This window comes from Erysipelothrix aquatica (assembly GCF_009828775.2).
GTDB classification, from domain to species: domain Bacteria; phylum Bacillota_I; class Bacilli_A; order Erysipelotrichales; family Erysipelotrichaceae; genus Erysipelothrix; species Erysipelothrix aquatica.
In genome coordinates, this window is record NZ_WTSY02000007.1 from 23,228 (window position 1) to 37,807 (window position 14,580).

The 14,580-nt window shown below is 38.1% G+C and carries 13 protein-coding genes; 2 read left to right on the forward strand and 11 right to left on the reverse strand.

Annotation, left to right across the window (positions count from 1 at the left end; all coding sequences use genetic code 11):
• Positions 1 to 2: 2 nt before the first annotated feature.
• Genes thiI through GVV20_RS03255 form a run of 3 tightly spaced genes read right to left on the reverse strand, consistent with a single transcriptional unit; the run spans position 3 to position 4,069 of the window.
• Complete coding sequence (gene thiI / locus GVV20_RS03245) at positions 3 to 1,214, reverse strand: tRNA uracil 4-sulfurtransferase ThiI (protein WP_159741634.1); 1,212 nt, start codon at positions 1,212 to 1,214, stop codon at positions 3 to 5.
• Positions 1,201 to 2,349 carry a cysteine desulfurase family protein gene (locus GVV20_RS03250; RefSeq protein WP_159812780.1) on the reverse strand — a complete coding sequence of 383 codons (1,149 nt, stop codon included), beginning with the start codon at positions 2,347 to 2,349 and terminating at the stop codon, positions 1,201 to 1,203. Before GVV20_RS03250 ends, thiI begins: the two co-directional genes overlap by 14 nt.
• The gene (locus tag GVV20_RS03255; RefSeq protein ID WP_159812778.1) at positions 2,330 to 4,069 is read right to left on the reverse strand and encodes a septation ring formation regulator EzrA; all 1,740 of its coding nucleotides are present in this window, start codon (positions 4,067 to 4,069) and stop codon (positions 2,330 to 2,332) included. The genes GVV20_RS03250 and GVV20_RS03255 overlap by 20 nt, the downstream gene beginning before the upstream one ends.
• Positions 4,070 to 4,308: 239 nt before the next feature.
• Here GVV20_RS03255 and rpsD point away from each other — a divergent pair, with 239 nt between their 5' ends.
• Positions 4,309 to 4,911, forward strand: a complete 603-nt coding sequence (rpsD, locus tag GVV20_RS03260) for a 30S ribosomal protein S4 (protein WP_159638818.1) — start codon at positions 4,309 to 4,311, stop codon at positions 4,909 to 4,911.
• Positions 4,912 to 4,994: 83 nt separating this feature from the next.
• Here rpsD and GVV20_RS03265 read toward each other — a convergent pair whose 3' ends face one another.
• The 3 genes from GVV20_RS03265 to GVV20_RS03275 are packed head-to-tail and all read right to left on the reverse strand — an operon-like array spanning position 4,995 to position 8,568.
• A complete protein-coding gene (locus tag GVV20_RS03265; protein WP_159741433.1) occupies positions 4,995 to 6,167 on the reverse strand; it encodes a PTS transporter subunit EIIC in 1,173 nt (390 codons plus the stop codon).
• A gap of 53 nt (positions 6,168 to 6,220) precedes the next feature.
• Positions 6,221 to 7,258: a MupG family TIM beta-alpha barrel fold protein gene (locus GVV20_RS03270; protein ID WP_159741432.1), complete on the reverse strand. Its 1,038-nt coding sequence runs from the start codon at positions 7,256 to 7,258 to the stop codon at positions 6,221 to 6,223.
• The gene (locus tag GVV20_RS03275; protein ID WP_159741431.1) at positions 7,258 to 8,568 is read right to left on the reverse strand and encodes a PTS sugar transporter subunit IIC; all 1,311 of its coding nucleotides are present in this window, start codon (positions 8,566 to 8,568) and stop codon (positions 7,258 to 7,260) included. Before GVV20_RS03275 ends, GVV20_RS03270 begins: the two co-directional genes overlap by 1 nt.
• A gap of 165 nt (positions 8,569 to 8,733) precedes the next feature.
• Here GVV20_RS03275 and GVV20_RS03280 point away from each other — a divergent pair, with 165 nt between their 5' ends.
• Complete coding sequence (locus tag GVV20_RS03280; RefSeq protein WP_207948928.1) at positions 8,734 to 8,958, forward strand: hypothetical protein; 225 nt, start codon at positions 8,734 to 8,736, stop codon at positions 8,956 to 8,958.
• Positions 8,959 to 9,005: 47 nt separating this feature from the next.
• Here GVV20_RS03280 and GVV20_RS03285 read toward each other — a convergent pair whose 3' ends face one another.
• The 5 genes from GVV20_RS03285 to GVV20_RS03305 all read right to left on the reverse strand — a co-directional run bounded on the left by GVV20_RS03285 (position 9,006) and on the right by GVV20_RS03305 (position 14,465).
• Positions 9,006 to 10,004, reverse strand: a complete 999-nt coding sequence (locus tag GVV20_RS03285; RefSeq protein ID WP_159741430.1) for a S66 family peptidase — start codon at positions 10,002 to 10,004, stop codon at positions 9,006 to 9,008.
• Complete coding sequence (locus GVV20_RS03290) at positions 9,991 to 11,283, reverse strand: serine hydrolase domain-containing protein (RefSeq protein WP_159741429.1); 1,293 nt, start codon at positions 11,281 to 11,283, stop codon at positions 9,991 to 9,993. The genes GVV20_RS03285 and GVV20_RS03290 overlap by 14 nt, the downstream gene beginning before the upstream one ends.
• Positions 11,284 to 11,345: 62 nt before the next feature.
• Positions 11,346 to 11,942: a membrane lipoprotein lipid attachment site-containing protein gene (locus tag GVV20_RS03295; RefSeq protein WP_201287527.1), complete on the reverse strand. Its 597-nt coding sequence runs from the start codon at positions 11,940 to 11,942 to the stop codon at positions 11,346 to 11,348.
• Positions 11,943 to 11,952: 10 nt separating this feature from the next.
• Positions 11,953 to 13,206, reverse strand: a complete 1,254-nt coding sequence (gene tyrS / locus GVV20_RS03300; protein WP_159741428.1) for a tyrosine--tRNA ligase — start codon at positions 13,204 to 13,206, stop codon at positions 11,953 to 11,955.
• 11 nt (positions 13,207 to 13,217) lie between these two features.
• Positions 13,218 to 14,465 carry a citrate lyase holo-[acyl-carrier protein] synthase gene (locus tag GVV20_RS03305; protein ID WP_159638832.1) on the reverse strand — a complete coding sequence of 416 codons (1,248 nt, stop codon included), beginning with the start codon at positions 14,463 to 14,465 and terminating at the stop codon, positions 13,218 to 13,220.
• Positions 14,466 to 14,580 lie beyond the last annotated feature (115 nt).

Genomic DNA, 14,580 nt, shown 5'->3' on the forward strand with positions numbered 1-14,580 from the left:
AATTATAAGAATGAGTCTGTAACTTCTGCTGTAGCTTCAGCCATTGCTTTCGTCACTTCGATTATTTCAATATTTTCCATTGCTTGATCAATGAGATCTTCAATCACAAGTTTTGACTCAAAGAGTTCAACTTTTCGTGGATTGGGTTTCGTTGTTGGTTTTGTTGGTGTAAATATTGTACAGCAATCTTCAAACGGAAGGATTGATGTCTCATATGTATCAATTTTACGCGAAAGATCAATAATTTCAACCTTATCATATGTAATTAATGGTCGAAGAATTGGTAATGTGCTGATATTTGTGATTTCCTTCATGCTGTGAAGTGTTTGCGAAGCAACTTGACCTAAACTCTCCCCATTAGCAATTGCTAATGCATGACGCTCATTCGCAAGACGTTCTCCGATGCGAAGCATATATCGACGCATCATTGTAATTGCGTAGCTTTCTGGTACCTTTTTGTAAATTTCGAGTTGAATATCTGTAAATGGCACAACGTGTACTTTAATCGATGATTGATAGTTTGTAAGTTTTTGTGCAAGATCTATGACTTTTTTCTGAGCTTCTTGCGATGTATACGGCGGTGACGCAAAGTGGACCGCTTCGAGTGTAACACCACGTTTCATCATAAGATATCCCGCAACTGGTGAGTCAATTCCACCTGAAAGCATCAACATGACTTTTCCTTGAATACCGACCGGATAACCACCAGCACCTTCGATTTTACCCATCATGATATAAGCAGCATCGTTGCGAATCTCTACAATGATTCCGATATCAGGATTTTTAACATCTACTTTAAAGTCTGTATTTTGTAGTATACGCGTTGCAACATGACGATTTATAACATCGGAAACGTGTTCGTAGTTTTTATCGTGACGACGCGCAAGGATTTTGAATGTTGAACCACTTTCTTGTTGAATGAGTTCGGTTGCAAGTTGAGCAATAACTTCTAGATCACGCTCAACTTTGATTGCTAGTGAAAACGAACTGAGTCCAAATACATGTTTCAGCTCTTCGCTGACCGCTAAACCGTCTTCTTCATGAAGTGTGATATACAAGCGATCATATGTTTCTTTAAATTCAAGCATTGGGAACGCTTTTAATTGTGCGCGAACGTTACGAACAAGTTGTGCTGTAAAGTTACGGCGGTTTTTTCCTTTTGTTGAAAGTTCACCATAGCGGCAAACGATAAATTCATAATTAGTGGTTGACATATTTCTTAATCTCCAAAATTTCTTGAACGACTTTTTCTAATTCTTCCATTGTCGTTAAATGGGATAAACTGATTCGAATACTACTTAATGCAGCGCTGTCACTTTTCCCCATGGCTTTTAAAACATGTGAGGGGGCCAGTGATTTTGAGTTACATGTACTTTGCGCAGATACCGCAAATCCTGCGGAGTTTAATCCATTCATCATAATTTCCGATCCAACATTCAGTATTGAAACGTTAAAGATGTAAGGCGAACCTTCGTAGGATGAGTTAATAATAACGCCTTCCATGTTTTCGAAAGTATCATACAAGTATTTTTGCATCTTTTCAATCTTTGGCAGAGCTTTCGCATTGTCCTCTCGTGCGAGACGTAAGGTCTTTGCCCAAAGTATTGCCGCAGTATTATCGATGGTGCCACCACGAACACCATATTGTTGCTGCCCGCCATTAATAAGTGGAAGTGCATGAACATTCGATCGTTTCAACCATAGCCCACTGCCTTTTAATCCGTAAATTTTATGTGCAGAGTAAGCGACAGAGTCAATCTGAGTCATATCAAAATCATGACGTGCTAAGGCTTGAACTCCGTCAATATGAACAAATGCATTGGATTCTTTCTTCACGAGTTTTGCAAGTGCTTGAACGTCGGTTATTGCACCTACTTCATTATTAATCGCAATCACAGCAACAAGAACGGTATCCTTGCGTAGCTTTTCACGAAGTTCATCAAAGCTGATATTACCTTGATCATTAACATGGAGATAATCCACTGTATAACCAAAATAATCTCGAAGTTGTGCCACAGCACCCATGGTTGAGCTGTGTTCAACTTCAGTTGTAATAATATGTTTACCAATATGTTGATTCGCGAGTGCTATCCCTTTAATTGCAGCACTGTTTGACTCACTCGCCCCTGATGTGAAGATAACCTCTTGCGGTAAGACTCCTAACTGATTAGCGAGTGTATTTCGTGATGCAGTCACTAAGTCAGAAACACGCTGACCCCCAAAATGCAGTGAGTCAGCGTTTTCGTAGTATTCGTTCATAATCTTAAATGCATCTTGAGCAATTTCAGGACGCGTTGGGGTTGTACTTGCGTAATCTAAATATATTGGTTTATCGTGCGCTTTTTGCATTGTCACGAATCATCTCCTCATAAGCTGTGTTAGGTCTGTATTTATCAATTGCATTGATTACAGTTGTGAGTGCTTGGGTGTACTCACCATTGTTGAACGCGAGTTCTGCACGCGTTAATTCAGCGTCAATATCTGGCACAAAGGCGCGAAATTTGTTTGCATAGACAATAGCATTTTCACACATATCGACTGCACCAACTAAATTGTTAACGTTGTTGTGGAGCTTATATGTATAATCAATGGCTTCATCGACCGTTTTGTTCAATGTTTCGACTTCAATCATGTCGTGTTTTAAGATATCGGAAATTTGACGCGTATAAAGTTGTGCTTTTTCGACATCTTCTCGGTATGATTCAGAAATCATTGGTAACGAGCGCTTTTTCATGCGAACTTGAACATCATTAATAATAAGGTATAACTTCATTAATTGACGCTCTGCGCGTAATTCATCTGCATTGGCTTGTTCGACCTTCTCAACGAGTTTATCAAATTCACCACGGAAGATGGAAACATCTTGCCCTAATTCATTGACTGAAATAAGAATTGTTGTTGCAGGAATTTTTTCTTCTTGAATCATTCTCATGATTTTTGCACGCATTTCATCTTGTGTTTCAATAATTGCAGCATACTCTTCAACTTGGGCTACATATCCTTCGAAGCCGAAGCGTACTTCAACTTTTTCGGCATCAGTTTTGATATCTTTAACAGCTTCCACTAGATATTCAAGTGTCGTAAACAACTCCTCCGAAACGCCTTGGAGTTCTGTATGTGCCTTTTCTTCTTTTTGGATTGCAATTCCTAACTGTTCCAAACGTTTTTGACTTTCAATCAAGCTTTCTTTTGATTTTGAAATATTCCCTTCGCGAATCCCAATTAGGTCGTCCTTAAGAATTTCACTGAGAACACCAATATTTTTGGGAACTTCCAAGTGATCAACATAGATACCCGATTGACGTACCCCTTGGTACAATTTTGATACTTCATCTAATAATTGAGGAATGTAGCCTTTGGCAACTTCGTACAGTTTCGGAATCGTTTTAATTCGTGCTTCTAAATCATCCACACTTTCTTTTGTTTCATCACTAACATCTTTTGCTTTTTGGAAGTCCGATGCGTACATCCATTCTTCAAAAACTGAAAAGGCATGCTCAATATCGCGGATTTGTACTTCTATTTGTCCATATGCATCACCTAAAACTGCAGATTGATCATTTGCTTGTTGTTTGATTCCTCTGAAGCGTTCTTTGAGATTCGTAATTTCAAGACGTTGTTGTGTCTCTTGTTCTAACAGTGATTCTAGTTCTTTGTTTAAGGTTTCAGTTTGTTCTAATGATTCAGTAATCGTTTCTTCTAAATCAACCAAGTAGTATTTTGCGTCTTTTAGCTTCCCGTATGCTAATGCATCTTCAGTATCTGCCAAGAGTTGTGTCACCACTTCTTGTTGGCGGTTGATTTGATTGAAAAGATCCTTACACTCAATCACTTTATTTTCAACCTCTGGGTTTAATTTTGCGAGCCCAGTTGCTTTGTTAATCTTAAAAAGAACTGGAATACTCATAAGTTCATTGTAGCGAACTTCTAGGGCATCAAATTGCTTTCTTAATCGTCGTTTTTTGTTTGATCTCGATATAAAAAATACCATAATGACAACCACAACAACTACAATTGCAATTGGCACTTTGTATTCAATTATAAAACTCGGAATAGATTGTAAGTTCATAGGTCCACCTCTTTGTGACATTGTATCATATTTTAGTGTTTCTTGGTAAGTCCTTGATTGACTTTTACCGCTATCTTTTGTATATTAGTAAGGTCATGAAAAATCAGCACACAAAGTTGGTAGCCACGCGTTCATCCCGCGGCAGGAACTAAAGTACCTTAGCTGAATAAGGGAAACAGTAATAGATGAACTCAACTATTAGTAATTTGTGGTTGACTCGACATATAGGAGGTCAGCAAATGGCAACAGTTAATGGTCCAGTATGGAAAAAATCACGTCGTCTTAGTTTCTCAATTTTAGAAACAGGTAAAGAATTACAACGTCGCGATTACGCTCCAGGACAACACGGAAAAGCACGTCGTCCAAAACTATCAAACTACGGTTTACAACAACGTGAAAAACAACGTATTCGTTTCACATATGGTGTTACAGAAAAACAATTCTACAACACATTCAAAAAAGCTGTAAAACAAGAGGGTGTTGCAGGTCACAACTTCTTATTCATGCTTGAATCACGTTTAGATAACGTCGTATACCGTATGAACTTATCACGTACACGTCGTGGTGCACGTCAATTAGTAAACCACGGTCACATCCTTGTTGATGGAAAGAAAGTGGATATCCCTTCATTCCAAGTTAAACCAGGACAAACAATCGAAGTTAAAGAATCATCACGCTCAATGGCATCAATCAAAGAAGCTATGGAAGCATCAGTTGGAACAGTAGCATACGTTACTTTCGACGCTGACAAGATGAAAGGTGAATATGTTCGTTTACCAGAACGTAGCGAACTAAACCAAGAAATCAACGAAGCACTTGTTGTTGAGTTCTACAACCGTTAATCTTCAGATTAAAAGAGGCATCCGCCTCTTTTTTTATTGAGTACCTAAAAAGAACTTTGGGTTTAACCACAAAGTTCTTTTTGTTATCTTTGTTGCTCCTGTGCTTGGAGCTCACGATCATATCGTTTAAAAAATGGAAAATAGACTCCAAATGAGATCACAATCAAGATTAACGATAACACGACACTTCTAAAGTCTCCTAAGCTTGAAATGAAAATCCCTAGCGGCGCAGGCAAGACCCACGGTGACACAATACTAGGTATCGAGACATAACCCCACGCCATAGCACCATACCCTACTACTGCACATACAATCGGCGCGGCAAAGAATGGCACTCTAAAGTTTTTGTTATCTACAATTGGAACACCAAATAAAATCGTCTCATTAATATTGAATAGACTTGAGTTGAGTCCCACTTTCCCAAAAGACTTAAGTTGTTCACTTTTAGCGAAGAAGCGAATTGCGATAGCTAAGCCAAGGGTACATCCTGAACCTCCCAACCAAACGATCCACTGGAAGAAAGTCTCACTTCCAATATACAAGATTGGCTGTTTTGTAATCACTTGATGGCCATTCACAAGCATCATATAAAACCAAAATGGCCGTAACAAGGTTCCAATCACCGCAACACCATGAATTCCCAAGACCCAGAACCCACAGATTAATAGAATTGTTGCAATCACCATACCAAATGATGCTACAAAGCGTGTAACATACACCAAAAGACTCGCTGATAAATCTACAATAGCTGTGAACTGGACTAAGATTAAGACATTAAGAATCAAAAGAATTACGATAGGGATTAACTTCGTCATGTAGTCGTTCACGGCTTGTGGCACATGTTTTGATTTGAACTGTATCCGCGACAGTTTCTCGCTCGCTAGAATCATGATCCACGCAAGAAACAATGCAATGATTGGAAACTCGAGGAAGCGATTGCTTTCCATAAATCGAACCCCATACATCATCACAAAGAATGTTACGGTATAAATCTGATATTCACGTTCAACAGGAATCAAAGCCTGTGCCATTACAAATGCAAAAATGATACCTAGCAGTATGCAGTAATACGCATAATAGAGCGGAACTTGATTGAATACCTCTGCACTTATCATTGCGCGTTGTTCAAACACATGAATCATGAAAATTGCAAGTGCGACCCCTATTTGAATAAATGCCACTTTAATAATGGCTGTTTTCATTGCATTTAAATATTTATTTTGTTGAATCCCATTCACAATGGTTTCAATTGTCATACTTTTACTCCTTTGTGCACCTTATTCATAAAAAAGAAGGAATAAATTCCTTCTTATGAAATAGGTACAAATACAATTTGTGTATCGCGTTCCATATAATGGACTAAATCAATATAATCAGGATGAATGAATCCGATGACGTTTGTACGTGCATCCATCATGAAATCTTTTTTAGTCAATTGGATTTCTCCGCTATAACGTCCTGATAACGTATTTTCAATTGTAATCGATCCTTTATTACGATAGTTGTTATTGTTAATCGCAATGTCTGGGATACGTGGTGTTGCAAGTCGAATAACGTTTTCAGATAAGTCTTTACGGATAGCATACGATTGCTCGTACATTGATGCATATGCTTTATCTAAGTAGACTGGGATATGCATTGTTTTGTCTTCCATATAGCTTTGAATGTAACGCAGTGTTTCATTATGTGCTAATGAATCACCAATCAAAATATCTTGAATACCGCAACTGTGGATTAATTCAACAGCAGCAACATATGGATGTACTTGACGGTGTTTCTCAACAGTTGGCAATCCTTCATACAGTGGGAATCGTTTCAAACGATCACCTGGAACAAATGCCATAATTGGAATGTTGTATTTAATGAATGCTTCATTCTTTTTATTGAAGTAGTCTAAGGATAGACCGGTCTCAGTTTTTGGATAGAAGTTATGCATTACTGAAATGTGTGTAAAGTCTACACCATGGGCTTTAGCGTCAATAATGTATTGCTCATCCACAACACTTGCATTAAGCACAAGTTCAAAATCTTGAAGCAATGTTTTAATAATTTCAAAATCATCGAAACCATAGTCTAATCGCAACACTTTGAATCCTTTTTCTTTCAAACCAACATAATTGTTTGGCTCAATATTGAGCTTCTCAAATGTCATTGGTGAAATATCAGGTACTAAATTTAAGTTCAATTCCTGACATTTATCGAGAAATTTTGGAAGCATTGTATCTAATTGGGATAAGTCTTCTTCTGGAATGTGAAGCGAAGTAAAGACATACTTCGCTCCCAAATTCGCAGCATATTCCAGATAGTCATAATCCAAATCTTTGAAATAGCAGGAAATTCCTAACATTAGGCTGCCTCTGTTTTATGTGCTTCTTCTTCAGCTGCTGCGATTTCTTTCAAGTCTTGTTTTTCTAACGCTTTTACGAATGGGTAGAATGTTAAGTACATGAAGACCCATCCAGCAAGAACGAATAATACTGCCGTAATACTTCCGCTCGTCGCTAACCATGTTTTAAGTGGTGCTGGCGTAATCCAAGAAATAATCATTACCGGAACTGGTAGAACACCGGTTAATGTTAAGATAATCGCTACGATTGCAAGAACCATGTATGACAAGATAAATGGAATCATCATCAATGGGTTTAACATAATTGGAAGACCAAAGATGAGTGGCTCACCAATGTTAAAGAGTGCAGCAGCAATTGACAGTTTTCCAAGTCCTTTGAGACGTGGTGATTTTGAACGAATTAATGCTACAGCGAGTGGGAATAATCCTGTCCAAATATAGTTATCAATCCATACTGATGTAAATGTATATGGCAATTCTTGCATTGCTTGAAGTGCTTGTAAGTTTTCTTGAGTCATTTGGCCCCAGAATGTTCCACCTACTGAGTTAACAATATTTGAACCATGGATACCAACTGCCCATAGAATACGATTTAAGAATGTTGAAATCAAGACTACGACTGGGCTATCTCCAACTCGTACAAGTGGTGTAAAGATACCAGCAATTGTTTGTGGTAAGTTAATCTTGAAGACTGATCCTACAAACCACCACATGATAATAACAACAAATGATGGAATTAAAGCGATGAATGATTGAGAAACCATTGGTGGAACACCTTCTGGCATCTTAATTACTAATTTACGGTTAATTACAAAACGGTATACTTCAACAGTTACAATTGCAATAATAAGTGCGGCAAACACTCCGACGGCACCTAAGTATGCTGTTGGAACTCCTGTGAATTTTCCAGGCTCTGCAATACCTTCAATTAATGTTGTGACTGTCTGAGCTGGATTTAGAAGTAAGAATGATGCTACTGATAAGATCATTGGTTGGATGATATCATGGTTTTCACCACGTTGTTTGTTATAGAATTCAACCAAACCGTATGATGCAGTGATTACTGTGTAAAGTGCAATAAATGATGTCCCCACACCAGATGCTGCTGCGATTACCCAACGGAAATCTCCTAAGAATTTCAACCATGGGTCAAACGGAAATGATGCTACGAGTAAGAATACTGATCCTACTACCAGTAAACTCATAATACCAAGTCCGGTACGTTGCATTACTTGAACGTATTTCAATTGTGAAAATTTGATTAGCGGTGGTGCTATACGTTCTTCAATAAAGCGTGTTAAAGCTTCCATATTACTTTTCCCTCCTGATGCACTGATAGTGCTTACACCCATAGGATACACTGTTCGAAAATAATTTTCAACACCTTTTAGCAATTATTGAAAAACTTTTTTAATTGGATTGAAAATAATTTCCAATATTGATATGATAGTAGAGAAGTTAATGGAGGCATTATTATGATTATCGTAAACAGTCCGATCATGCAAAGCAAAATTCAAACAATTTTGGAATCTATGGAATCACCTACTTTTACATTTGTAAAAAAAGATGGTATCCGCCTTTACTTTGAAACAAGCGAACAAGATACAGAATTGGCATGTAAAATTGCGAAAGCAGAAATCAAAAAAGACCCTATGGCAGGGGCTATTATGTTCACTGTTAAATCAGAAGAATATATCTAAGAGTAACTATCTACTCCACAAAGAAGAGGCAATCGCCTCTTCTTTTTTTATTGTTTGATTGTGAATGTTTTTTGAATGGGATCAATAATCCCAATACCGCCATAAGGTATCGAAAACATTGGTTGGGTATGGCCAAAGTTCATATTGGCGACAATGGCACCCTGGTAGTCGATTTCTTGTACAATTTTTTCTATAATTTCTCGGTATTCTTGATAATACTTATTATTATAGGGCTTCCCAAAAATGATACCGGAAGTCCTTTCGAGAGTTCCTACCGTAACCAATGCCCGTAGCATATCCTCAAACAACCACGGTTCTGCCATCACTTCACTGGTTTCGAGGAAAAGAATTGCCTCGTCGAAAGACTCATATGACGGCCATATATCTGTACCTCTTAAGTTACTGAGCACTTCGATACACCCGCCAATTAGAGGCCCACTAACCACTTTATCACCCTGGATAAAATCGAAACCGTCATGCGGATTCATCGTTTTTGTCTGATTTTGATTTTCTATTAGCCACGGAATTCGCTCACTCGTCCATTGCGTTGCCGCTTCAATACTCACACTTGCTTCTTGATTTAATACAATCCTTTGGAAATAATCACGGCTGTATTCAAACATCCCATTATTCTCAGAAAACTCTGAAAGAATCGACGGGCCATAATATGTTTTGATGCCTAGTTTATTAAGATACAAGTGTAGTGTTGTGGAATCTGAGTAACCAATGAATGGTTTTGGATTATTTATAAAGATAGTATCATCTAAATACGGTAGTATCCGAACACTCTCTGATCCACCAATACATGATAGGACCATAGCAATGTCATCATCTTTATATGCATCCATAAGATCTTGAGCACGGTTTTGTGGATTCTGATACACCGACTCACTACCATCGAGTGTATGGGTCATTGGTAAGACCTCGATATCAAATGTATCCTTGAGGTATTGAACCCCTTTTTCATAGCGCCAGCGTATGTCCTTATCCCCTGCGCCACCCCACGATAAGCTGACACTTGCGGCTTTTAATCTAGTTTTTATCATTTGTTTTCTCCAATATTCTTAATCCAAATCGAATGCCAATAACGTCTGTTTCTTCAAAAATAATTTTCAAATAAATCGGATTATTGCCAGTAGCTACCCTAATATAGTCAAATTCACATGTCGTATAGCTATGATTTTCGCCTTCAATTGTTACTGATTCTTTTGAAATTTCAACGTTATACCCCTCTCCAGCACCATAACTTCCGCATAAGGAATCCATTTTTTCTAAACTCCACGATACTTCATCGGGCGTATCTTTCGTCGTAGTATCTAGCATCATAAGCGCTAATTTCTGCACAGGAATATCGCTTGTATTACAGAGTACGATGGCTGCTTCAGTTTTCGTTTCATTTATAAACAATGCACTTGATACTCCGGTTAGCGAACCTGCATGTCCTACCACTTTACCTATTTCTGTTTGAATGTATTGACTTCCGAATCCATACTGGCTCCCATATCCAACCTCACGTAAATGCGTCTCAAGTTGTCCTAACATGTCGTTTGATGGTTGCATAAACCACGTTGCTAATTTCCCCATGTCATGAAGCGTTGATTTAGCAGCGCCACCGCCTTGTAAAGCAAAGGCATTGTCATAGTAGTCCTTTATTTCGATACATTGGTGCTCATTCCAATAATATTGGAAGGTAGTTTGGTCGCTTTTGTTCACATCTAGATACGTTGTCGTTGAATCGTGCATACCAAGTGGTTTGAAAATTAAGTCTTGAATTGCAGCTTCATAATGAACATATGGGCTTGCAACACGAATTACCTCTCCCAGTAATGCAAATCCATCATTGAAGTAACTCACATGTGTTCCTGGGTAACTGTGTTGCTTTTTCTCTGCATTAAGCTGATCAATGAGAATTGCTACTGCCTGGTCCATATATTCAGTTGATAAACCACAGTCATGAACTTTTTGCATAAATCCTGTCTTGTGGCATACTTGAGTTATTGTTGTGCGTGGTTGCGGATAGTATCCTGAAGTGTGGTTCAAAAAATGATGGATTCGAATATCTCTTCTGTCAAAACTTGGAAAGTAATCAGATATAGAATCGTCAAGCGACCACCAATTTGATGTCGCTCCTTTAAGCATGACGATGGCTGTCAGCAGTTTCGTTATTGAAGCAATGCCATAGCGTGACTGTTCTGCGACCGGATGCGGACACATGGCCTCATTGTATACCTTTTTGTACTTCCATTGGCCATTGTGGTCTACAATCCCCACACAGGCTCCCTGCGCCTTATATTGCGCTAAAAAAGATTCAATCATTCTATCCATTATCCTACCACCTCTCCATTATTTATAAAAAGAAACTACCTTGTGGTAGTTTCTTTCAAATGTTACGCTTCCTCGTCTGCCGGAGCATCTTCAGCAGGTGCATCCTCAACAGGTGCATCTTCAGTTGGTGCCGTCGGTGCAACTTCTACTGGCACGACTGGGGCATCTTTGTATTCGAGATTGAATTCAAGGAATTCTCGTGTTGTTTCAAGATGAGAATAATCTTTCCAACTTACAAGAATTTTTAAGTTTACGGTTGACTGACTTGTTTCACCATTGAGCTGGAATCCACCAACAAATGATTTTTCCGTATCCGTCTGATTTGGAATCATTGAATATTGTCCATCAAATATTCCAGCGGATGGCATCATAGTTTCTTTGTTGTAAGGTTCATTGTTTGCAACGACTACAACTTCAACTTCGTACAGTGCAATCCGTGGTTGATCCACAACGATTTCATAGACATAACCATCACCTTTTTTACCCATAGTTGCTTTAACATTGAAGTATGGTGATGACGCCACAAATTTATCTTGATCTAAGATGGCTTTCCAGGATGACTCATAGCGTTTTACTTTTTCAGCGTAAAGACTCTTCTCGCCGAATGAACATCCAGTAACAAGTAATGCAAGTACTATTAATGTAAGGAACTTTTTCATCAAGGCCTCCTTAGACGCTAACGTGGTTGATTAAATGATATGTTTTCTTACCACGTCGAATGACGGTAAGTTGTTCGCCAATTGCGTTTTCTTTTGTAATGATAAACTCGGCATCGTTCACAACTTCGCCATTGACACGAATCGCACCATCTTTAACAAGTTGACGTGCTTCGCGCTTACTTGGAAGAATCTTGGTGTCAACGAGTAAATCAACGATTGTTTTTGCTTCCGCAACATCGAGTGAGCTACTGCCTTTAAATGCTGATCGAAGTTCTTCTACAGATAAGTTTTGGACATTACCAGAGAATAATGCTTCTGTCATTCGTAATGCCATGTCAAGACCGGCATCACCATGAACAATTTGTGTCAATTCTTTTGCAAGTTCTTTTTGAGCATGTCGTAAGTGCGGTGCTTCTTTAAATGCATCTTCGATTGCTTCAATTTCCGCAACTGATTTAAAGGATAGACGTTTGGTAAAATCGATAATGTCTTCATCACTTGTATTAATCCAGAATTGGTAGAACTCATAGGCATCGGTACGTTCAGGATCTAACCAAATATTTTGCCCTTCACTCTTACCAAATTTAGTACCGTCTGACTTCATTATCAAGTGTGATGTGACACCATAAACTTCGGATTCATGTCCTTCAACACGACGAATTAACTCAGTACCACTAACCAAGTTTCCCCATTGATCAGATCCACCAATTTGGAGTTGTACGCCTTCATTCTTAAAGAGATGAAGGTAATCAATCGCTTGAAGAATTGTATATGAGAATTCTGTATATGAAATCCCTGTTTGAATACGTTTCGCAATCGTATCTTTTGAAAGCATCGTCGCAACACTAAAGTGTTTTCCATAATCTCTTAAAAAATCAAGCATGGATAAATCGCCCAACCAATCACGATTATTTAAAATACGAACTGGATTATTATCTGAACTGACAATGCGTTCAATTTGGCTTCCAATTCCCGCAATGTTATGCGCTAAATCTTCGTCAGTAAGCATTGAGCGTTCAGTCGTTGGTCGTGGATCTCCAATCATTCCCGTAGCACCACCAACTAGCGCAATAGGATGGTGTCCTTGTGCTTGGTATCGTTTTAGAAGGATAATTTGTTGGAGATGGCCAACATGCAATGAATCCGCTGTTGGGTCAAATCCGCAGTATAGTGATATTGGATTTTCAAGACGTTCATTCAAAGCATCTCGGTTTGTAACGTCTTTAACAAGACCGCGCCATTCTAATTCATCTAAAAATTTCATTATTTCCACCTTTATTTTTCTTGTGTATCAAATAACATTTTTATCTTCAGGTAATAACGTTGCATGATATCTAACATACATGTTATCACAAGTAGGGTCGTATCGTCATAGGGGTAAATGTAACTTGAACTACAGAATTTGTCCAATTCGATCCATTTATCCTCTTTATGAATCAAGTTCTTCGAAAGAAACTGAACTTTTAACAAGTTTTGGTCGCCATTGTGCAAAATAATCGACTGATCATCATGACGGCTCATGATATAAAGCAGGGTTGACGTGATTGATTTATTCTTTTGAAGAAACGGAACGTAGTGATTAAAGACTTCACGCATCCCGGTCTCCACAAATTCATAGCGTTTTGGATCTTCATCAAAAAAGCCATGTTGTGCAAATCCTTCACCAAATTGTTTGACCTGCTTGGTAATATCTGCATACCCTCTTGAGTTTATAAACGCAAACATAATAATACTTGTCATAAAGACAGGATATTTATATGTCTGTTGGTTTAAAACAGCACGTTGAATTTTTGTTTCAATGTCATGCTGATATCGGTTTATATCGGAAACATTATGACTGTTTACGTTAAAAATACGATGTGCTTCATCTTTGTAGGCACGTACTAAATGAATAAACTTCTCGAAGTTCATTTGTTCGTTACTGCCTTTATAGTTAGGGCCATACATTCCAAATCCAAGTTCTTTGGTATATGCACTGACATATCCATAAACTAAAATATTGGAAAGGATTGTTTGCTTATCGCCTTTAACAATATAGCCTTCAACACGTTTAATATAGTTATCAATGTATTTAGGATCTACAACAATATCATTCATGAGTTCATCCAAAGCGACTTTAAAATACTCATCACGGCGTGGTGTTAAGCCAAGAGAATCTCGGGTCCACTCTTGTGTAGCATCAAAAACATCACTATCGATAGCAAAGCCTATTGGATGGTGATCTTCATAATGGACAAGGATGTCTTTAACTTTTTTGGCATCTTCATCCAGTTTAATGTAAAAAATAAGTCCTTCTTCATCAAATGTATAGGACCATGATTCCATATTAAACCTTTCCCATATTTCAAAGAAAATTGTGAACACTGCATACGATACAACGTTTCTTTGTCGGTCATTCCCTGCGAACGATCCTCCAAGGACGAGGAGTGATCCTTCTTGACCTTCAATCATGCCACGCATAATTCCATTACGTTTCGCACGTAGCTCTCGAATTGATTCCGAAGTTAATTGAACAATATTCATATCGATCCCTCTTTCAATATCCCTATTTTACCATAAATACAATCTTTTTCTTATCAAAATATCAATTATTTTCACAAAGTTTGAAGAAAAAAAGGGCTCGCGCCCTTTTCTCTGT

Bases quoted from the DNA above. Each gene is read 5' to 3' on its own strand.
- thiI (WP_159741634.1), bottom strand. From the start codon at position 1,214: ATGTCAACCACTAATTATGAATTTATCGTTTGCCGCTATGGTGAACTT.
- GVV20_RS03250 (WP_159812780.1), bottom strand. From the start codon at position 2,349: ATGCAAAAAGCGCACGATAAACCAATATATTTAGATTACGCAAGTACA.
- GVV20_RS03255 (WP_159812778.1), bottom strand. From the start codon at position 4,069: ATGAACTTACAATCTATTCCGAGTTTTATAATTGAATACAAAGTGCCA.
- rpsD (WP_159638818.1), top strand. From the start codon at position 4,309: ATGGCAACAGTTAATGGTCCAGTATGGAAAAAATCACGTCGTCTTAGT.
- GVV20_RS03265 (WP_159741433.1), bottom strand. From the start codon at position 6,167: ATGACAATTGAAACCATTGTGAATGGGATTCAACAAAATAAATATTTA.
- GVV20_RS03270 (WP_159741432.1), bottom strand. From the start codon at position 7,258: ATGTTAGGAATTTCCTGCTATTTCAAAGATTTGGATTATGACTATCTG.
- GVV20_RS03275 (WP_159741431.1), bottom strand. From the start codon at position 8,568: ATGGAAGCTTTAACACGCTTTATTGAAGAACGTATAGCACCACCGCTA.
- GVV20_RS03280 (WP_207948928.1), top strand. From the start codon at position 8,734: ATGATTATCGTAAACAGTCCGATCATGCAAAGCAAAATTCAAACAATT.
- GVV20_RS03285 (WP_159741430.1), bottom strand. From the start codon at position 10,004: ATGATAAAAACTAGATTAAAAGCCGCAAGTGTCAGCTTATCGTGGGGT.
- GVV20_RS03290 (WP_159741429.1), bottom strand. From the start codon at position 11,283: ATGGATAGAATGATTGAATCTTTTTTAGCGCAATATAAGGCGCAGGGA.
- GVV20_RS03295 (WP_201287527.1), bottom strand. From the start codon at position 11,942: ATGAAAAAGTTCCTTACATTAATAGTACTTGCATTACTTGTTACTGGA.
- tyrS (WP_159741428.1), bottom strand. From the start codon at position 13,206: ATGAAATTTTTAGATGAATTAGAATGGCGCGGTCTTGTTAAAGACGTT.
- GVV20_RS03305 (WP_159638832.1), bottom strand. From the start codon at position 14,465: ATGAATATTGTTCAATTAACTTCGGAATCAATTCGAGAGCTACGTGCG.